Here is a 19,389-nt window from a genome sequence, read left to right as displayed (position 1 = left end):
ACGCGCAGCCTGCCCCGGCCAGGGATAGGCAGAGCTTGGGCTGGTTGCCCGCTGCCGACCGCACCCACAGTGGGGCCTCGTGCAGGGCAGACCCTGCACCACCATCCACGACGCAGGGAAGAACGTGTCGAAGAAGTTCGCAAGGAACATCCTGGTCGCCGCCATCGCGGTGGCCTCCCTCTCCGCCGGCTTTCCCGGCTCGGCGGCAGCGGCCACAGTGCCGTTGTCCCACGCCCACATCGCTGAGCACTTCGACCTCGCCGGCGGACAGATGCCGGAGAACATCGTCGGGGAACCGAACGGCAGCATCGACGTGTCGTTCTCCGCCGCTCGCCAGATAGCCCAGATCACCCGCCACGGAGCGGTCCGCGTGCTGGCGACCCTGCCCGCACCGGCCGACGGCGGCGTGCACACTCCGGTTCTCGGTTTTCCGCTGGTCACGGGCCTGGTCAGGGACGCGCACGGCACGCTGTACTTCCTGTACGCCACCGGTACCAGTGACCTCACGGGCGTCTGGCGGCTCACCCCCGGCGGCACCCCTCAGCGGATCGCCGCGCTGCCGGCCGACGGCCTGCCCAACGGGCTGGCTCTGGACGACCACCGGCTCTACGTCACCGACTCGGTCCGCGGTGTCATCTGGCGCGTACCGACCAGCGGCGGTGACGCGACGGTCTGGGCGAGCGGCACCGAGCTGGCCTCGACCGGATTCCTCGGCGCCAACGGCCTGAAGGTGCACAACGGCGCCGTCTGGGCGTCCAACATGGACAAGGGCACCGTGCTCAGGTTCCCGCTGAAGGGGAACGGCACGGCGGGTCCTGCCGAGATCAGGGCCGACCAGCTCCCCGGAATCGACGACTTCGACTTCATCGGGCGCACCGACCGGATTCTCGCCGCCCTCGACCAGTCCGACCAGGTCGCCCTGGTGGAGCCCGACGGCACCCACACCATCGTGCTCAGCGCCCAGGACGGCCTGCAGAACCCCACGGCCCTCGCCGTACGCGGTGACACCGTGTACGTGACCTCGGCCGCCTACCTCACTCAGCGGGACCCCAACCTGCTCACCGCGCGCATTCAGCCGCACTGCTGACGAACCGTCACAGCCGGGGGCCCGGCGGTCGCCGGGCCCCCGGCTACGAAAGGAGATTCCATGACCACCTCCCACCAGAACACCCTCGAGCACCTCGCCCCCGAGGACTTCCGCTTCAGCAGGAAGGCCTGGATCGCGGCCACCCCGCCGGAGGTCTACGAGCTGGTGAGCGACGTGTCGATGATCAGCGTCTGGAGTCCGAACGTGAGCGATGTGCGCTACGACGACGGCGACGGCCCCCAGGCCGGCGCCTGGTTCACCGGACGCAGCCGGCGCGGCGATCGGGAGTGGACCAGCCGCTCGCAGGTGGTGCGGGCCGAGCCCGGCGACACGTTCGCCTTCGTCGTGGACGGACTCGTCCGGTGGAGCTGGACGTTCCGCCCGCTCGGCACCGGCACGGTGGCGGAGCAGTCCTGGCAATTGCTGGCCCTGGACCCGGTGCTGGGCAGCACCCGCTCCGACCTGGAGGCACTGCTCGCGCACATGGCGGACAGCGTGGAGACCACACTGGTCTCGCTGGGGCGCTGGGTCGCCGAGGGCGGCGACCACCGCTGACCGCCGCCTGGTCGGCATACTGACGACCAGGCGGCACGATGCGGCACGAGTCGGTACCAGTGAAAAGGCGATGAGGACATGACGGCGCACGACCCGGACCGCGGCTATCTGCTCGACAACCGGCAGTCGGAGGCGGGTGTCCGCTTCGGCGCGCTGGCCGAGCTGTTCGATCCGGTGACGTTCCGGCATGTCGACCGGCTCGGGATCACAGCGGGGATGCGGTGCTGGGAGGTCGGCGCCGGTGGCCCCTCCGTCGCAGCCGGGCTCGCCGCGCGGGTCGGGCCCGGCGGGACGGTCGTCGCGACCGACATCGACGTGTCCTGGGCGCAGGGCATCGCCGACGATGTCGTCGAGGTACTGCGCCATGACGTCGCGGCCGACCCGCCACCCGCCGGCGGCTTCGACCTCGTGCACGCCCGGCTGGTGCTGGTGCACGTCACCGACCGTGCCGAGGCGCTGCGCCGTATGGTCCAGGCGCTGCGTCCGGGAGGTGTGCTGCTTCTGGAGGACGCGGACCCCGGCCTGCAGCCGCTGCTCTGCCCGGACGAGTCGGGTCCTGAGCAGCGGCTCGCCAACCGTCTGCGGTCCGGTTTCCGTGAACTGATGGCGGCCCGTGGTGCGGACCTCGGCTACGGCCGGACACTGCCCCGGCTGCTGCGCGGCGCAGGGCTGGAGGACGTACGGGCCGACGCGTACTTCCCCATCACTTCGCCGGCCTGCACCGTCCTCGAGGCCGCCACCGTGCGGCAGATCCGCGGTCAGCTCGTGGCGGCCGGGCTCGCGACCGATGAGGAGATCGACCGCCACCTGGCCGACGTCGACACCGGACTCCTGGACCTGGCCACGGCTCCGCTGGTCTCCGCGTGGGGCCGCCGCCCGTAGCGGTCGGCCGGGGGAGCGGCACCGGCGACCATCGCGTCACGCCTGTCGGTTCCCCGTCCGGTCCCGGGGCCGTGCCGTCATCGCGGCCGCGGCGATCGCGGTCGCCGCCAGGATGGCTCCGGCCGTGCCGAGCGCGGCCTGTGCGGCGCCGCGCGGGGTGCCGTCTCCTGCGAGGTAGACGCCGCCGATCACCGCGACGCCGAGCGTGCCGCCGAGTTGCTGGACGGCGTTGAGGAGCCCGGCCGCCGAGCCGGTCTCCTGCGGGCCGACACCGCGCAGCGCGGTGGTGAAGAACGGCGGCGTGAACAGGCCCGTACCGAGGCCCGCGACGGCGAGCGCGAACGGTAGGGCCGTCGGGTACGCGTCGGGCGCGGCGGAGCGGTAGGCGAGGACCGCGGCGGCGAGTCCGACGGCGAGGGCGGCGATCCCGGCGTGCAGGACGCGGGTCCCGTGCCGGGGCACCAGGTACGCGCCCGCGGCCCACGACCCGGCGGCCAGCCCGGCGGACCACGGCAGCAGGGTCAGACCCGCGGTGAGCGGGCCACGGTGCAGGCCCAGTTCCAGGTGCAGGACCACGGTGATCATGACGCCGTTCATGACGGCGAAGAAGAGCGTGGAGGTGGCCAGCGCGGCGGGGAACGCGCGGCCGCGCAGCAGCGCCGGTTCGATCAGCGGGGCCCGGCCGTGGCGCGCGGTGCGGCGCTGGTGGGCGACGAACAGCACCAGGACGGCCGCGCCCGCGCCCGCCGCCGCCCATCCGGCCGGCCCCGGAGCGCCGGTCGCCAGCGGGCACACCACCAGCGCCGTGCCGGCCATCGCCAGCGCCGTCCCCACCGGGTCCAGGCGTGGCCGGACCGGTGCGCGGTCCTCACGCAGCCGCCGTGCGACGACCAGCACGACGGCGGCGAGGGGGAGATTGACCAGCAGGCAGGCGCGCCACGACGAGCCGAACAGGTCGGCGTGCGTCAGGACCCCGCCCAACACCGGGCCCAGGACCGCCGACAGGCCCATGACCGGGCCGATCGTGCCCAGCGCCTTGGGCAGTTCGGCACCGTCGAACATCGCCCGGATCAGGCCGAACGTCTGCGGGATGATCAGCGCCGCCGCGGCGCCCTGCAGCGCGCGCAGCCCGATCAGCGTCCCGGCCGTCGGCGCGAGCGCGCACGCCAGGGACGTGACGGCGAACGCCGCGACGCCGATGCGGAAGATGCGGCGGCGGCCCGCGATGTCGCCGAGCCGGGCGCCGGTCAGCAGTCCGAGCGCGAACATGAGGGTGTAGGAGGCGCTGAACCACGGGATGGCGGCGTCCGAGCCGCCCAGCTCGGTGTGGATGACCGGGCCCGCGACCTGGACGATCGTGGCGTCCAGCAGGTTCATCGCCTCGGCGACCAGCAGCGCGGCCAACGCGGGCCAGCGCCACCGGTACGCGGGCGGCCGCCCGGGCCCGCCCGGGCGCGGATCCGGGCCGGTGACGGTGCCGATCGGCGTGCCGTGGCCGGTGCTGTGGGACATGCGTCTCCCCCTGGGTGTGCTCTGTGCTCTGTGCTCTGTGCGGTGTGCGGTGTGCGTTCGCGGCTTGTGGTGCGGGGTCGGTCGGGCGCCGGAAGTCCGGACGGCGATCCGCCGGCTCGTCACCACCGTCCCGCCCAACCGGCAGGTGGTTCCACTTCTGCAGCGGGATTCAGTGATTACTGCCAGCGAGGTGGGCTAACGTGGTGGATATGCTCGTACTGGACGATCTGGATCGTGGCCTGATCCATGCCCTGCAAGTGGACGCGCGGGCGTCGTTCACGCTCGTCGCCGACATCCTCGGCTCCTCCACCCAGACCGTGGTGCGCCGCTACCGCCGTCTGTCCGCGCAAGCGGGCCTTCGCGTGGTCGCGCTGCCCGCGCCGCGCAGTTCCGGCACCCACCAGTGGTTCGTGCGGCTGACCGCCGCGACGCGCACCGCGCACGACATCGCGGTCGCGCTCGCCCGCCGCTCCGACACGTCGTGGGTGCGGCTGACCTCAGGCGGCACCGAGATCGTCGCGATCATCCACACCACGCCCACGGGCCCCGGCGCGCACGCGCTGTTGCTGCGCGACATCCCGCGCACCGCCGGGATCACCGCCGTGTCCGCGCATTACCTCCTGCACACCTACCTCGGCGGGCCGACCGCGTGGCGCGGACGCGTCGACACCCTCGACGCCGCCCAGCAGGCACGGCTGCGCGACGAAGGCGTCACCGGAACAGGACCGGGCACGAGCACGAGCACGGCGGGAACCGCGTCGGGCGAACCCGTATACCTGCTCACCGACGCGGACCGCCTCCTGCTGGACGCGCTGCGCGACGACGCCCGCCTCAGCTACGCGGAGCTTGCCGCGGCGACCGGTTCGACGGCGTCCACGGTGTCCCGCAGGCTCGCCGAACTGCGGGCGCGCGGCGCGCTGTTCTTCGACGTGGACATCGACCCGTCGCTGCTGGGTGTGACCGTGTCGGCGCTGCTGTGGATGCAGGTCGCGCCCTCGCATCTGGACGCGGTCGCCACCGAGCTGGCCGGGCACCATGAGCTGGCGGTGGTCGCGGCGACGACCGGACCGACGAACCTGGTCGCGCACGCGCTGTGCCGGGACGCGGACGAACTGCACCACTACCTGACCCGCAAGGTGGCGTTGGACGCGATCGCACGGATCGAGACCGCGCCGGTCCTGCGCACCTACAAGGCCGCCGCGACGCTGCGCGTCGGGTGACGGGCCGGACCGCGCTGCTCTCGGCGGCTTCGGCGGTACCCCGTCGAGCCGCGACCGCTCGCTCAGCCGACGGGAGCGCCGAACCACTCGGGCAGCCGGTCGAGCAGATCCTGCTGATCGTCACCGACCCATGCCACATGGCCGTCCGGCCGCAACAGCACCGCAGGCGCGTCCAGTTCCTCGCTGACGTCGACGACGTGGTCGACCCGATCGGCCCAGCCCGCCACGGAGAGCCGACCGGTCCGGTCGAGCAGCAGGCCGCGGCCTTCGTGCAGCAGGTCGTAGAGCCGCCCCTGCTTGAGCTCGATGTCCCGCATGCGGCGGCCGAGCAGCTCATGGCCCTCGCCGAAGTCGTAGCGGATGTCGACGGCGGTGATGATCCCGGTCACGTACCTGTTCACCTCTTCGAAGTCCATCAGCTTCCCGAACAGCTCCCGCAACGCGGTCGCACCCGGATCGGTCCCCAGGAGCGTGATCCCCGCGCGACTGTTGTTCAGCACGCGGGCGCCCACCGGATGCCGTTCGGCGTGGTAGCTGTCCAACAGACCTTCGGGCGCCCAGCCGTTGACCGCGGCGGCCAGCTTCCAGCCCAGGTTGAACGCGTCCTGCACGCCGAGATTCATCCCCTGACCGCCGGCCGGCGGGTGGATGTGCGCCGCGTCGCCGGCCAGCAGGACACGGCCGACCCGGTAGCGCTCGGCCTGCCGGATGGCGTTGCCGAACCGGGAGAGCCAGCGCGGCGAGTGGACGCCGAAGTCGGTGCCGGCGATCGACCGCAGCTGCTGCTTGAACTCGTCGAGGGCCGGCTCTGCCGCACGGTCCTCGGCCACCCCGTCGGCGGGCACGATGATGCGGCACACCCCGTCCTCGTCGGGGCCGGTGACACCGAATCGCAGCTGGGTCCTGCGGACCTCCTCGACGACGGCGGCGATCGTCGCCGGATCCTCGGTCACCTCCATCTGACCGATCAGCGTCTCGACCGTGGAGGGTTCGCCCGGGAAACCGACGCCGAGCAGCTTGCGCACCGCACTGCGGCCGCCGTCGCACCCGACGACGTAGCGCGAGCGAAGGTGCCCGCCGCCACCGGCCAGCTCGACGGTCACCCCGTCCTCGTCCTGGCTCAGCCCGGCCACTTCGCAACCGCGCCGGATCTCGGTGCCGAGTTCGACGGCACGCTCGTCGAGCAGCCGCTCGCTGACCGGCTGCGGAGTGGCCAGGCCGTACGGGTGGGCCGTGTCCAGCCGGTCCGGCCACGGCTTCATGATGCCGCCGAAGAGCCCGCCGACCTGGAACTTCTCACTGACCGCGAGAAACCGGTCCAGAAGGCCGCGCTGGTCCATGATCTCGACGCTGCGAGCGTGCAGGCCCTGCCCCCGGGACTCCTTGGTCGGCTCGGTCAACTTCTCCAGCACGACCACGTGCACGCCGTGCAGCCGCAACTCGCAGGCCAGCATCAAACCGGTCGGTCCGGCGCCGACCACGATCACGTCAATCATCACAACACCCGTTCAGCGACAGTGGATTTCGGCCGGCCGCAGGCCCTTCACGAATCTGTCATTTCCGCAGGCCCTGGCCTTGGCCGGCCATTCTGCGGCACGACCGGGGCCTTGCCGCAAGCCCCCCGGTGCGCTATATGTTGAGAGTGGAAAGGAGTGGGTTCCCTCCTTTCCCTTTCCCGTGCGATATCGCGGGCGACCACGGCCAGGCTGTCAGCCGTCGTGCGGAAGTCCAGTCGCCAGGCCGCCGTCACCCGGGATCAGCTGGCGTCAGTCTTCCTCGCTCAGTGCGCGGCGCAGGCCCACTTGGCCGATGAGGATGCCTCCGTCGACCGGGAGCGTCACACCGGTGATCCAGGCGGCGTCCGAGGACGCCAGGAACGCCACCGCGGCCGCGATGTCGTCGGGCTGACCGACCCTGCCGAGCGGGTAGTGGCCGGCGACGGCTCGCAGGGCGGACTCGCGCCCCGCCCAGGCCTCGGTGTGAACCGTGCCGGGGACGACCAGGTTCACCCGGACACCGCGGGGGGCCGCGTGACCGGCGAGGGTGCGCGTCAGACTGGCCAGACCCGCCTTGGCGGCGCTGTAGGCGTGGTTGCCGAAGTCCTGCTCGCCGTTGACCGAGCCGATGCTGACGATCGCACCCCGGCGGCCGGGTGCGGCCGCGAGGTGGGGGAGGGCCGCGCGGGCGCAGCGAAAGGCGCCGCTGAGGGTGATGTCGAGGTCCTGGTGCCAGCCCTCGTCCGTCTCGTCCTCGAAGAGCGGGGCGTCCGGATGGCAGGCGCAGGCGTTGTTGACCAGCACGTCCAGCGTGCCGAAACGCCGTACCGCGTACGCGACGGCAGCCTCGACCGCGCTGCGGTCGGCCACATCGCAGGGCAGTGCCTCGGCCGCGCCTCCGGACTCCCGGATCCCGGCCGCCACCTTCTCGGCACGGTCCCCTTCCAGGTCGGTGACCAGCACTTGGGCGCCCTCATCGGCCAGCCGGTGGGCGGTGGCCGCGCCGATGCCGCGGCCCGCGCCCGTGATCAGTACTCCGTATCCCTCGAAACGTCTCATGGGCGACTGACTACCCGGTTACCACCGGGGCTGAACGGCCGGCAGCGGCGCGGACGCGGTGGAGTCACCCGCCGCGGCGCCAGACCACCAGGTTGCGCTGCGGGATCACCACGGCGACATGCCAGCCCGCGGGAGCCTTCGGCCAGCTGTCCGCAGCGGGGGCGGACGCCGTGCGAACGGTCGTCACGGCGACGTTCGCGCCGGCCGGCGGGGTGTCGGGGCCGGCCAGGTCGCGCGTCCAGACCCGGCCGTCGAGGACCATGTACGCCATCGCGAACCGGGTGCGCCAGCCCAGGCCCAGGTCCATCACCAGCCGGTCGCCCGGCCGGATCCGTGCCTGGTCCATGAAGCCGGTGGCGTCCGGGTACCCGCGGGCGAGAGTCGGCCGGGAGACGTGCTGGGTGATCGTCACCGTCGCCCATCCGGCGAACAGCGTCAGCGCCATGCCGACGCCGATCATCGCCACAAGGGGCCGCCGAGTGCTGAGCAGCCCTCTGAGCAGGATGGTGGCGGTGAAGACCGTCAGGGCTGTCACGGTGGTCAGCGGTACGGAGAAGACACCCCAGTCGCCGGACCAGCGACTGGAGAGGAACGTGCTGTCCGGAAGCGCCCACAGAATGAAGTTCAGCTTCTGGAAGCGGTCCCCCGCGAGGGCGGTCAGAGCCGCGGTGAGCGACACGGTCAGCGCGATCGCCGCCACCGCGGCCCGAACGAGCGCTCTGCGGCCCCTGATCCGGTGGAGAGCAACGGCGCCCGCCAGGAACAGTGCCGGCACCAGCGGTGACAGATAGCGGGCATTGACGATCGTGTCGATACGGCGGTCGGTGGGCAGGGCGGCCGCGGCGGCCAGCGATACGCCGAGCAGCAGTGCCACGGTCAGGAAGGCGACCGCGCGGTCCGCGCGCGGCGCCCTGGTACTGGCCAGGCAGGCGCAGCAGACCACCAGGCCCAGAGCACCCATGCCGTAGGTCGAGGTGACGAAGTACCAGGTGTGGCCGATCCACCGCATGACGGTGCGCTGGTACAGCTCCGGGGTGCGCAGCGCCTGCCATACGGCGTTGCCCACCTGACTGGGGTGGGTGCCGTCGAGGCGGGACAGCAGCCACTGGGCCAGCTCCCGCTGCGTGGCGTACATGAGCGCGAGGGCCGACAGTGCCGCGGCGGTCGCCGGGCGCGGCGCCCAGTTCCGCACGAAGGCCACCAGCAGCACCAGGCAGGTCAGGGCGACGACCACACCACCGCGGTCGTGCACCATCATGCTGAAGCCCGCCGAGCCGCCGGCGAGGATCCCCGATCCGCACCTCCGGCGGAACGAGCCCTCCGAGAGCAGCCCGTGAACACCGATCAGCCAGGCCAGTACCAGCGCCGGCAGCGGGGTGTCGGCCAGCGCGAACTGTGAGTAGAAGACCACCGGAGGCAGCATCACCACGACGGTCGCCAGCACGTACGACACCGGACGCGGCACGTCCAGCCTTCGCAGCGCGCCATGGGCGAGCGGCAGTACCAGGCAACTCAGCAGCGCGTTGATGCCCAGGACGAGGTGGTACGCCTGGACGGGATCGTGGGTGATCCGGAGTGCCGGCGAGATCAACAGCGGGTACCCGCCGGGGATCACCATGTCGCTGGGGATCTCGGTCGCCGAGCCACCCGCCAGGAGTCGCGCCAGGACGAGGTACATGTGCTCGTCGGGGCCCACCGTCGGATAGTTCTCGCCGGTGACCAGTGCCAGCCGGAAGAACACCTGTCCGATGTAGCCGGCCGCGACAGCGACCGGCCAGAACCAGCTCGCACGCACCAGTCGTGCGGCGGTCCCCCTGGCCGACGGGGGTTTCTGCGCTTCCGGCGGCGCCCCCACGGGCGAAGGGGCGACGGCGCTTCGCAGTGGCATGGGGAGTGACCTTTTTCCTGGCGCGAGTGGTGCGCGGCTTTCATCGCCGGCCATGCGTGAGCTTATGAGCCGATGAGCACACCGGAACGACATCCGCGCGGGATGGCCGTCCTTGGGCGGCGAACGTTCGTTTCCCGTTCACTCGGCGCTCAGAATGCCGCTCAGGGCTGAGCGGCCCGCACACTCCCCGGGCCGGTGGGGCGGTGACCTGGCGGCCCGGGGCCGGGTGGTCACAGCATCACGTGCTTCACCCGGGTGTAGTCGAGCAGCCCGGCGAGGGACAGGTCGCTTCCGTAGCCCGAGTGCTTGACGCCGCCGTGCGGCATCTCGGACACCGTCGTGCCGTGGGTGTTGATCCACACGATCCCGGTGTCCAGCGCCCGGGTGGCGCGCATCGCCCGCTGGTGGTCACCGGTCCACACGCTGGCCGCCAGGCCCTGCGGCACGCCGTTGGCGAGTCGGACCGCTTCGGCCTCGTCGGCGAAGGACTGCACGGTGACGACCGGGCCGAAGACCTCCCGTTGCACGATCTCATCGTCCTGGCGCACCCCCGCGACGACGGTGGCCTGGTGGAAGAAACCGGGCCGGGACAGGGCGGAGCCACCGGCGACGATCCGGGCGTGGTCCGGCAGCCGGTTGAGCAGGTCGCGTACGGAGCTGAGCTGCGCGGCGCTGTTGAGCGGGCCGAAGGCGGCGTCCGGTTCCCCGGGGGCGCCGGGGAGTTGTCGTCCGGCCTGTTCGACGAAGGCGGCCAGGAACGCGTCGTGCACCCGGTGGTGGACCAGGATCCGGGTGGCGGCCGTACAGTCCTGGCCGGCGTTGTAGAAGGCGAGGGACGCCAGTTGGCCGACGGCGTCATCGAGGTCGGCGTCGTCGTACACCAGGACCGGTGCGTTGCCGCCGAGCTCCAGGTGGACCCGCTTGAGGTCCGCCGCGGCCGCCGCGGCGATCTCCTGGCCCGCCCGTACGCTGCCGGTGACGGCGATGAGCCGGATCGCCGGGTGGCCGACCAGCGCCCGTCCGGTGTCGCGGTCGCCGCAGACGACGTTGAGCACCCCCGGTGGCAGGAACTCGGCCGCGATCCGCGCGAGCAGCGCCGTGGAGGACGGTGTGGTGTCGGCGGGCTTGAGTACGGTGGTGTTGCCCGCGGCCAGGGCCGGGGCGAGCTTCCAGACCGCCATCATCAGCGGGTAGTTCCACGGGGTGATCTGCGCGCACACCCCGACCGGTTCCCTGCGCAGCACCGAGGTGCGGCCCGGGGTGTACTCGGCGGCGGCGCTGCCGGGCAGGCCGCGCGCCGCGCCCGCGAAGAACCGTACGGTGTCGATGATCGCGGGCAGTTCGTCCGTCCGGAACAGCTCCGGCGGTTTGCCGGTGTCGGCCACCTCCGCCGCCTCGAACTCGTCCGCGTGTTGTTCCATGGCGTCCGCGATCCGCAGCAGCGCGCGCTGGCGCTCGGCGGGTGTGGTCAGCGACCAGCGCTCGAAGGCGGCCTGCGCCGCTGTGCACGCCGCATCGACGTCGGCGGTGTCCGAGAACGGCGCGCGGGCGTTGACCTGTCCGGTGGCGGGATCGATGAGCCGCGTCGTGGCTCCGGACGCGGCCGGTACGTCGGCTCCGCCGATGTGGTTGGTCACGCTGGTGAGGAAAGGGGTGTCAGCCACGGGTCAGCGCCTCCTGTGCGGCGGCGCGACCGGTACGGACCGCACCTTCCATGTATCCGGCGACCCACTGGTCGGAGCCGCACACGTAGAACGGCGGCTCGTGCGTGCCGTGCAGCGGGCCCACCGCCATCACTTCGCCCGGTGTCCACTGGGTGACGTACCCCTGGGTCCAGGGGTCGGTGCCCCACAGCCGCAGGTAGCACGACTGGGGGTGCAGGGCCTGCTCCCCGAAGAGTCCAGCGATCTCGCCGAGCAGTTCCGGGGTGCGCAGATGGGCGGGGGTGCCGAGCAGGACTCCGTACCGCTCGGGCGGGACGAGGGCAGACAGGATTCCGTCCTCCTGCGGCCAGGTGGAGCCGAGCGTTCCCTCGCATTCGGACAGGCCGTTCCGTCCGCCGGCCCGCCAGAACGGCTCGGTGTACACGGCTGCGAACTTCGCCGCCACTGCGTTGCGCTGACGGTGCAGCGAGGCGAGCCGCTCATCACTGACACCGGTGACGGCGACCGAGCGCAGCGGGCCGACCGGCAGGGCGCTGACCACCGCGCCCGCCGTCAGGATCTCGCCGGTGGTGAGGCGGACTTTGCATCGTCCCGGCCGGATGTCCACGGCCGCCACCGGCGACCCCAGGCGGACGCGGGAGCGCAGTTCACGTCCCATCACCTCGGCCATCGTCGCCGAACCCGCGGCCAGCCGCAGCCCCTCCCAGTCCTCGTAGTCGTAGTGTCCGGTGCTGGGCACTGCCGCGTTCTTGCGCAGCGCGGCGAGCAGTGAGGTCCGCTCGTAGGATCCGCTGGCGAGGCTGAGCTGGCCGATCTCCCACAGCCGTACCACCGCGGGTGAGGCGTGCCGCGAGCGCAGCCAGCCGCCCACCGAGAGCCGGTCCAGGACGGCCGCCTCCTGATGGGACCACGGGTCGTCAGGGTCGACGGTCGCGGCCATGGCCACGAATTCGGCGGTGAGCCGCTCGTGCTGTGCCTGGTCCCCGGGCCCGAACCAGTGGGGCGGATCGCCGGCGGAGTCGGCCTCCGGCGTGGAGCGGGTGATGAGTCCCGGCTCCGCCACATAACTGGGGATCAGCTCCAGACCGAGCTCCGCGGCCAGCCCCAGGTACGCGGTGTGTGCGCGGCCCACGACCTCTCCGCCGAGCTGGACCCGGCGTCCGTCCGGCAGCGCCGCCTGCTCGACCCTTCCGCCCACCCGGTCCCGGGCCTCCAGGACCAGCACGTCGGCGCCGCCTGCCGCGAGGTCCCGGGCCGCGGCGAGTCCGGCCAGCCCGGCGCCGAGCACGATGACGTCATGGTTCATCTCGTTCAGTCCTTTGTCTCGGTGTCCGGCGCCGTCGACCGCGCCCGGGCACACCGCTCCGCCGGCCGGGCGGAGCCCATGGCTCGGAAGCCCAGGGACCCGGGGGCCGGGTGCACGGGCGCGGTGGAGCGGTGTGCGTGGGGCGGGACGGTTCGCCGGGGGTGGGGCGATGGTGCCCCGAGCGGCGGGGGTTCAGCTCAGGACGAGGCAGTGCTCGGGTTTCCAGCCGAGTTCCACGCTCTCGCCGCCGCTCCACCGGTCCTCCATCCGGGACCGCGCGGTGTTCTGCTCCAGCGCCGACAGTGTGACGCCCGGCGCGAGTTCGATCAGATAGGTCGTCGTCGGTCCGGAGTACACGGTCTCCCTGATCACTCCGCGCATCACCGACATCCCGGGCTCGAAGTCGGACAGCCAGATCTTCTCCGGCCGGATGGACACGCTCACCGCGCTGCCCTCGGCGACGCCGTCGCGGCGCCCCACCGGTAGCGACAGCCCCTGTTCGAGCACGATGTCGCCGCTGCGATAGGTCCCCGTCATCAGGTTGGAGGTGCCCATGAACGCGGCGACGAAGCGGCTGGCGGGGTGCTCGTAGACGTCCTCGGGCGTGCCGCACTGTTCGACGTGGCCCGCGTTCATCACGGCCACCCGGTCGGACATCGTCAGCGCCTCGTCCTGATCGTGGGTGACGAAGACGAAGGTGATGCCCACCTCGCGCTGGATCTGCTTGAGTTCCACCTGCATCTGGCGGCGCAGCTTCAGGTCCAGGGCGGCCAGCGGTTCGTCGAGCAGCAGTACCGCCGGCCGGTTGACGAGTGCCCTGGCCAGGGCCACCCGCTGCCGCTGGCCTCCGGACAGGGTCGCGGGCTTGCGCTTGGCGAGCCCGCCGAGCTGGACCAGGTCCAGCATGTCGCCGACCCGCTGCTTGATCTCCGCCTTGGGCACGCGCTTGCGCTTGAGGCCGAAGGCCACGTTGTCGGTGAGGCTGAGATGGTCGAACAGCGCGTAACTCTGGAAGACGGTGTTGACGTTGCGCTTGTTCGGCGGCAGCGCGGTCACGTCCTCCCCGGCGAGCAGCACGGCGCCCTCGGTGGGGTCGGCGAACCCGCCGATCATGCGCAGCGAGGTGGTCTTGCCGCAGCCCGAGGGGCCGAGCAGGGAGAAGAACTGGCCTGCCGCGATGTCGAGGGTGACGTCACGGACGGCGTAGGAGTCCGCGAACTGCTTGGAGACGCCGTCGAGCCGGACTGCGGGAGTCGTGTCCATGGCTGTCACTTCCCTGAGAGGAGATCGAGGCCGCCGCGACGGCCGAACAGGCGGGGAATGGCCAGGGCCAGCGCGATCAGCCCGATGGATCCGGCGAGCATCAGTGTGCCCAGGGCGTTGATGGTGGGCTGTACCCCGAAGCGGATGGCCGAGTAGATCCGTACGGACACCGGCTGGGGATCGACGCCGGTGGTGAAGTAGGCGAGGACGAAGTCGTCGAAGACCAGCGCGAAGATGAGCACCGCGCAGGCCAGGACCGCGGGCAGCAGCGCCGGCAGGGTCACCAGCCGCAGCGCCTGCCACCGGGTGGCGCCCAGGTCCATCGCGGCTTCCTCCACCTCCGGGTTGAGGGCGGCGACGCGTGAGCGCAGGATCACGGTCACATAGGAGATGGAGAAGGTGATCTCGGAGATCATCACCGTGCCGGTGGACAGGGTGATGCCCAGCCCCTTGAACAGCAGCATCGACGCCACCCCGGTGACGATCTCCGGGGTGATCAGCGGGACCAGCAGGACCAGGCCGGCCAGGGAGCCCAGGCGGCTGCGGCAGCGGACCAGCCCGAGGGCCAGCGCCCCACCGAGCACGATGGATCCGGCCATGGCCACCAGCGAGATCTTCAGGCTGGCGCCGAGCGAGCCGAGCAGCACGTCGTCGTGGAGGAAGGCGCGGTACCAGCGCAGGCTGAAACCGCCGAAGACGGTCAGCGACTTCTTGGAGTTGAACGAGTACAGCACCACCACGACGATGGGCAGGTAGAGCAGCGCGAAGAACAGCGCCGTGACCGCGATGGCGAAGCGGGGTTTGCGCTCGGCGCCGTGCCGCCGGGCCCGCGGGCGGCGGGCCGGTGGAGGCAGGGCCGGGGACGGCCGGGTGGCGGTGGAGGGACTGTCTACGGTCATTGGCGGGCCTCCGCCTCGTCCTTGCGGGTGCGCCGCAGGTAGCCGAGCATGCCGATCAGCAGCACCAGCATCAGCATCATGGTGAGAGCCGAGCCCAGCGGCCAGTTCTGGCCCTGGAAGAACTTGTCCTGGATGAGATTGCCGATCATGATCTGGTCCGGTCCTCCCAGGAGTTGGGCGCTGACGAAGTCGCCCATGGCCGGAAGGAAGACCAGGACCAGGCCGGCCGCCGCGCCCTGGCGGGTCGCCGGGAGCGTGACGTGGAAGAACGTGCGGACCGGGCCGCCGTACAGGTCACGGCCCGCCTCGATGAGGGAGACGTCCATGCGTTCCAGGGCCGCGTACAGCGGAATGATCATGAAGACCACGAATCCGTAGACCAGTCCGGCCACCACGCCGAAGCCGGTGTTGAGGATTTTCGTCCCGGAGTCGGCCAGACCCAGCTTGCGCAGGGTGGACAGGACGGGCCCGTCGTCGGAGAGCACCACCGACCAGCCGTACATGCGCACCAGGTAGTTGGCGAAGAACGGCACGACGATCGCCGAGATCAGCGCGTTCTTGAACCGTCCGCCGTGCAGGGCGATCGTGTACGCCACCGGATAGGCCACCAGCAGACAGATGACGCAGGTCAGCAGGGCGTAGCCGAGGGAGCGCAGCATGACGTCCGCGTAGGCGGGGTCGGCCAGCGCCCGGATGCTGCTGAGGTCGAAGCCGAACCGGGGGTTGCCGAGGTCGTCGGTGGTGCCCACGGCGAGGGTGGCCACCAGGAGCAGGGAGGCGATCAGGAAGCCGGTCATCCACAGGGTGCCGGGGACCATGAGCCAGGCCCACAGCCGGGCGCCGGAGGCGGAGGGGCCGGGGAGTGGGCGCCGTGCGCGCTTGAGTCGCAGCATGTCAGCCGGCCTTCACATGGGTCCAGGCGGTGTCCCGCGCGTCTTCCTGCGCACGGGTGCCGTTGCGGAAGAACAGGTCCGCCGTGAGGTCCTCGTCGGTGACGATGCACTCGGGGAAGGGTTTGACGAGCGCGGCGTAGACGTCCTCGGTGCCGGCCACCGGCATGGGGTAGCCGATGTACTCGATGTTCTTCTTGACGTTCTCCGGGCGGAGCATGTAGTCGATGAAGAGCATCGCGGTCCCGGGGTGGCGGGCGTTGGAGGGGATGGCGTAGCAGTCGGAGTTGATCGGCGTGCCCTCCCTGGGGGCCTGGAAGCCGAACACGGTGGGGTCCTTGGCCTGGTTGAGCATCGCGGCCATGTCCCCGCTCCAGGCCTGCGATATCGCCGCGTTGCCGTTGAGCAGGTTGTTGTAGCTGTCGCTGGAGAAGCCGCGCAGACTCGGGCGCAGTGTCTTGAGCAGCGACGTGATGCGGTCCAGGTCACCGGTGTCGCTGGTGGTGATGCCCAGGCCGAGCTTGAGGGCCGACATGCCGAGGACCTCGTCACGGTCGTCGAGCAGAAACGTCCTGCCCTTGGCCTTTCTGTTCCACAGGTCGTCCCAGGAGCCGGTGAGGTCACCGATCTGGTCGCGCCGCCAGCCGATGCCGGTCTTGTAGACGGTGAACGGCACCGTGTGCGCGGATCCCGGGTCGTACCAGGGGTCGGCGAAGTAGGCGTGCTTGCCGAGGACGGACTCGCTGTGGGCGAGCCTGGAGTGGTCGATCCGGCGCAGTTTGCCGCCCCTGGCCAGCCGTTGGGCCCACTTGGCGGTGGGGAAGATGATGTCGTATTGGTTGCCGGCGTTGAGTTTGGCGACCATGCCTTCCATCGAGTCGAAGTTCGACTGGATGATCTTGACGCCGTACTCCTTGCGGAACCCGTCGAAGACGGCCGGGTCCACGTAGTCGGCCCAGTTGAAGTAGACGAGGTCGCCGTCGACGCGCACATCGATCGGCGCACCGGCCTGGTCGTCGGAGATCTTGACAGGCGCGAACCCGCAGCCGCCCAGTGCGGCGGCACCCGCGGCGCCGAGGGCGCCGAAGGCGGCCGCGCGGAGCAGGGAGCGTCGTGATGGTGGAGGTACCTCGGGGGACACGGATCGTCCTCTCCGTAGTGGAACGGCACAGCTCCAGGGCTGGACCGGCATGAGGGTCACGGAGGCCCTGTCTCCGCGGTAAGGAAAGCCGGTCTGGGGAAGTGCGTGCAGCGCCGGGTCCGGCGATGTCAGCGGGTGCCCGGTAAGGCCGCGCGGGACGGAAGCGGGCCGTCGGGGCGCGGTGACTTCCGGCGCCGGGCCGGGGCCCCGCTCACGGCCGCTTCCCCTCGATGTCGTCGCGGAACCGGCGGGCGAACCAGCCCACGGCGGCCTCGCGGCGCGACAGCGGTCCGGGTTCGTATCCCGGTGTGCCGAGTCCTGCCTGGACGCGGGCGACCAGTTCGGCGTCCTCGTCGTTGGTGATCCAGCCGATGTGGATGTTCAGCCGCCTGGCGAGCCGGGTGCGGGCACTCGTGCCGCGCCGGGTGTAGAAGGCGCCCGGCAGCGCCGTCCGGTCCTGCGCGGTGGGCAGGGCGGTCCAGGCGATCACATGGTCGGGGTAGAGGTCGATCAGGGTGTTCGGATAGATCACCACATAGCGCCATACCCGCCGGTCCGCCTCGGCCAGGCCGGGCATGGGGGCGGCGACCCGCTGGTAGAGGCGCTCGGCCCAGTTCGAGGAGGGCTTGTCGCGGAGCGGGGACTCGAACAATGCGAACGACTCCGTGGTGTCGACGGTGTACCCCTGGTAGTCGAGCAGGCGCATCAGTCCCGGATGGGCGACGGGCACGTGGTAGCCCTCCAGATAGTTGTCGACGACCACCTTCCAGTTGGCCTTCTGCACCTCCGCTCCGGCGATGTCGTGGATGCGGCCGCGGCCGACCGGTACGAGATCCGGCCCGGTGTAGTGCCCGATGGCCTCGGCCAGGCCGGCGCACTGTTCCGCGAGCGGCACCGCGCCGTGGTCGAGGTTGGCGAACACGAAGCCGAGGAAGGACTCGACGCGGACAGAATGCAGGCCCAGACGCGGCTTGTCCAGGCACGGGATCTGCCGGGCCTCGGGGGCGCCGACCAGGGATCCGTCCAGCCGGTAGGTCCAGCCGTGGTACGGGCAGCGGATGGCCTTCCCGGACGGTTCCGGGGCGCTGACCAGCTGGGTGCCGCGGTGCCGGCAGACATTGAGGTGTGCGGCCAGGCCGCCGTCCTCGGTGCGGACCACCAGTACGCTCCGGCCGGCCACGGTGGCGGCGAGGCGGGCGCCCGGACCGGGAAGGTCGGTCTCGTGGCAGACCAGCTGCCAGGACTTGGCGAAGACGAGTTCGGTCTCGGCCGTGGCGATGGCCGGGTCGGTGTAATAACGCGCGGGGAGTGCTTCCCCGGGTGAGTTCTCTGCGGTGCCCGGAGCGCCGTCGGCGACGGGCACCTGGGTGGTTGGGGGCTGCATCGGATCCTCCTCCACGCCGCCGTGGCGGCGATGGGTGGTGAGGCTGCGCAGGGGTGACGGCCGGCATGGGATCGGCCGGGCCGTAACCACACTGACTAACTGGTCAGTCAGACTGAATCCAAACCCCGGCGATGTCAAGCATTGCGGACTGGCTAACTAGTTAGTTAGTCTCTGCGCTGTCGGACCGCCGACGACCCCGTATCCCGTACCGGTCTCGTTGTGACCGTCCGGTGCGTACGGGGCCGGTACCGGCCCCCGGACCGGCATCCGGCCGGTGCCCCCGCGAACACACCGGCCGGATGCCCCGGGAGATGCCGGCATCCCGGACCGATCAACTCAAGGCCACAGCCACCCGAGGCCGCAGCCACCCGAGGGCGCGGCGTCCAGGGCCACGGCACCCACGGCCACGGCATCAAAGGCCACGGCACTCAAGGCCTCTGCGCCTCGGCGAGCAGCAGCCCCCACCGGGGCCACCGCCACCGGTACGCACCGCACCCTGTCGCATCCACCGCGAACCATCCACTGCGAACCGACCACCGCGGACCAACCACCGCGAACCGACCACCCGAACCATCCGCCCGCCTCGGTCCCGCCGAGACGGCCCTTCGTACCCGGAGGCACGCATGAGCTGTCGTCGGAATCTGGTCTGGCTCGGCCTCACCCCCGAGCCCGAGCGGGAACTGCCCACCGTGGTGGCAGCCCTGCGCTTCCGCACCAACGGGTCAGGCGCACCCGGGTCAGGCGCACCCGGGTCCGGCACACACGGCTCCCGTCCGCACGGTTCCCGCACACCCGCCGGCACACCGTCCGCCCTGGCCGACGCCGAACGGCAGCGGGTGGAGCAGCTGATCCTGCGCGGCAGCCGGCACAGCTGGCTCCGCTACCTCGCCGAGGTCACCGCCCTGGTGGTCGACGCCGCGGACGCGCCGGCCCACGGCGACCCCGAGGCCGCGCTGACCGCCGGCGATGTCGTACTCGACCACCACCGGATGCTCATCGGCCTGCCCGGGCCCGGGTACGAACGCACCGCCACCCAGCGGCAGGCACTCGAAGAGGCGTTGCGGCGCCTCAGGAACCGCACCCCGAACGAAGGCGCCGCATGACCGAGATCCGTTCCCTCATGCCCCCGGGCCGGCGCCGCCT

Annotated in this window: 16 protein-coding genes; 5 read left to right on the top strand and 11 right to left on the bottom strand. The window is 71.4% G+C overall.

Going from position 1 to position 19,389, the window contains the following annotated elements; genetic code table 11:
* The first annotated feature begins 79 nt into the window (after nucleotides 1–79).
* The 3 genes from LNW72_RS02855 to LNW72_RS02845 all read left to right on the top strand — a co-directional run bounded on the left by LNW72_RS02855 (nucleotide 80) and on the right by LNW72_RS02845 (nucleotide 2,524).
* The gene (locus LNW72_RS02855) at nucleotides 80–1,087 is read left to right on the top strand and encodes a hypothetical protein (protein WP_308401873.1); all 1,008 of its coding nucleotides are present in this window, start codon (nucleotides 80–82) and stop codon (nucleotides 1,085–1,087) included.
* Nucleotides 1,088–1,147: 60 nt separating this feature from the next.
* The gene (locus LNW72_RS02850) at nucleotides 1,148–1,642 is read left to right on the top strand and encodes an SRPBCC family protein (protein WP_250973851.1); all 495 of its coding nucleotides are present in this window, start codon (nucleotides 1,148–1,150) and stop codon (nucleotides 1,640–1,642) included.
* Nucleotides 1,643–1,720: 78 nt separating this feature from the next.
* A complete protein-coding gene (locus LNW72_RS02845) occupies nucleotides 1,721–2,524 on the top strand; it encodes a methyltransferase domain-containing protein (protein ID WP_250973850.1) in 804 nt (267 codons plus the stop codon).
* A gap of 36 nt (nucleotides 2,525–2,560) precedes the next feature.
* On the opposite strand, the gene LNW72_RS02840 is transcribed toward LNW72_RS02845, so the two are convergent.
* Nucleotides 2,561–4,036, bottom strand: coding sequence for an MFS transporter (locus LNW72_RS02840; RefSeq protein WP_250973849.1), 1,476 nt, complete (start codon nucleotides 4,034–4,036; stop codon nucleotides 2,561–2,563).
* A 209-nt stretch (nucleotides 4,037–4,245) separates the two neighbouring features.
* Between LNW72_RS02840 and LNW72_RS02835 the strand changes: the two genes are divergently transcribed.
* A complete protein-coding gene (locus LNW72_RS02835) occupies nucleotides 4,246–5,256 on the top strand; it encodes an Lrp/AsnC family transcriptional regulator (protein ID WP_250973848.1) in 1,011 nt (336 codons plus the stop codon).
* 62 nt (nucleotides 5,257–5,318) lie between these two features.
* Here LNW72_RS02835 and rox read toward each other — a convergent pair whose 3' ends face one another.
* The 10 genes from rox to LNW72_RS02785 all read right to left on the bottom strand — a co-directional run bounded on the left by rox (nucleotide 5,319) and on the right by LNW72_RS02785 (nucleotide 18,246).
* Complete coding sequence (gene rox, locus LNW72_RS02830; protein WP_250973847.1) at nucleotides 5,319–6,752, bottom strand: rifampin monooxygenase; 1,434 nt, start codon at nucleotides 6,750–6,752, stop codon at nucleotides 5,319–5,321.
* A 270-nt stretch (nucleotides 6,753–7,022) separates the two neighbouring features.
* On the bottom strand, nucleotides 7,023–7,811 hold the full coding sequence (locus tag LNW72_RS02825; protein ID WP_250973846.1) for an SDR family NAD(P)-dependent oxidoreductase: 789 nt from the start codon (nucleotides 7,809–7,811) through the stop codon (nucleotides 7,023–7,025).
* Nucleotides 7,812–7,875: 64 nt separating this feature from the next.
* Complete coding sequence (locus tag LNW72_RS02820; protein ID WP_250973845.1) at nucleotides 7,876–9,699, bottom strand: hypothetical protein; 1,824 nt, start codon at nucleotides 9,697–9,699, stop codon at nucleotides 7,876–7,878.
* Between the two features lie 230 nt (nucleotides 9,700–9,929).
* Entirely contained in the window at nucleotides 9,930–11,363 is a 1,434-nt protein-coding gene (locus LNW72_RS02815; protein WP_250973844.1) for an aminobutyraldehyde dehydrogenase, read from the bottom strand.
* A complete protein-coding gene (locus LNW72_RS02810) occupies nucleotides 11,356–12,669 on the bottom strand; it encodes an NAD(P)/FAD-dependent oxidoreductase (protein ID WP_250973843.1) in 1,314 nt (437 codons plus the stop codon). The genes LNW72_RS02815 and LNW72_RS02810 overlap by 8 nt, the downstream gene beginning before the upstream one ends.
* Before the next feature lie 192 nt (nucleotides 12,670–12,861).
* Nucleotides 12,862–13,932: an ABC transporter ATP-binding protein gene (locus tag LNW72_RS02805; protein ID WP_250973842.1), complete on the bottom strand. Its 1,071-nt coding sequence runs from the start codon at nucleotides 13,930–13,932 to the stop codon at nucleotides 12,862–12,864.
* 5 nt (nucleotides 13,933–13,937) lie between these two features.
* On the bottom strand, nucleotides 13,938–14,831 hold the full coding sequence (locus LNW72_RS02800) for an ABC transporter permease (protein WP_250973841.1): 894 nt from the start codon (nucleotides 14,829–14,831) through the stop codon (nucleotides 13,938–13,940).
* Nucleotides 14,828–15,724 carry an ABC transporter permease gene (locus tag LNW72_RS02795; RefSeq protein ID WP_250973840.1) on the bottom strand — a complete coding sequence of 299 codons (897 nt, stop codon included), beginning with the start codon at nucleotides 15,722–15,724 and terminating at the stop codon, nucleotides 14,828–14,830. Before LNW72_RS02795 ends, LNW72_RS02800 begins: the two co-directional genes overlap by 4 nt.
* Before the next feature lies 1 nt (nucleotide 15,725).
* The gene (locus LNW72_RS02790) at nucleotides 15,726–16,862 is read right to left on the bottom strand and encodes a spermidine/putrescine ABC transporter substrate-binding protein (RefSeq protein WP_250973839.1); all 1,137 of its coding nucleotides are present in this window, start codon (nucleotides 16,860–16,862) and stop codon (nucleotides 15,726–15,728) included.
* A gap of 211 nt (nucleotides 16,863–17,073) precedes the next feature.
* The gene (locus LNW72_RS02785) at nucleotides 17,074–18,246 is read right to left on the bottom strand and encodes an aromatic ring-hydroxylating dioxygenase subunit alpha (RefSeq protein ID WP_250973838.1); all 1,173 of its coding nucleotides are present in this window, start codon (nucleotides 18,244–18,246) and stop codon (nucleotides 17,074–17,076) included.
* Between the two features lie 623 nt (nucleotides 18,247–18,869).
* Between LNW72_RS02785 and LNW72_RS02780 the strand changes: the two genes are divergently transcribed.
* Nucleotides 18,870–19,349 carry a hypothetical protein gene (locus LNW72_RS02780; RefSeq protein WP_250973837.1) on the top strand — a complete coding sequence of 160 codons (480 nt, stop codon included), beginning with the start codon at nucleotides 18,870–18,872 and terminating at the stop codon, nucleotides 19,347–19,349.
* The last annotated feature ends 40 nt before the right edge of the window (nucleotides 19,350–19,389 follow it).

Source organism: Streptomyces sp. RKAG293, assembly GCF_023701745.1.
Lineage (GTDB): Bacteria > Actinomycetota > Actinomycetes > Streptomycetales > Streptomycetaceae > Actinacidiphila.
The sequence above is the reverse complement of the archived record's forward strand: the minus strand, read 5'-3'. Positions and strand labels throughout refer to the sequence as shown.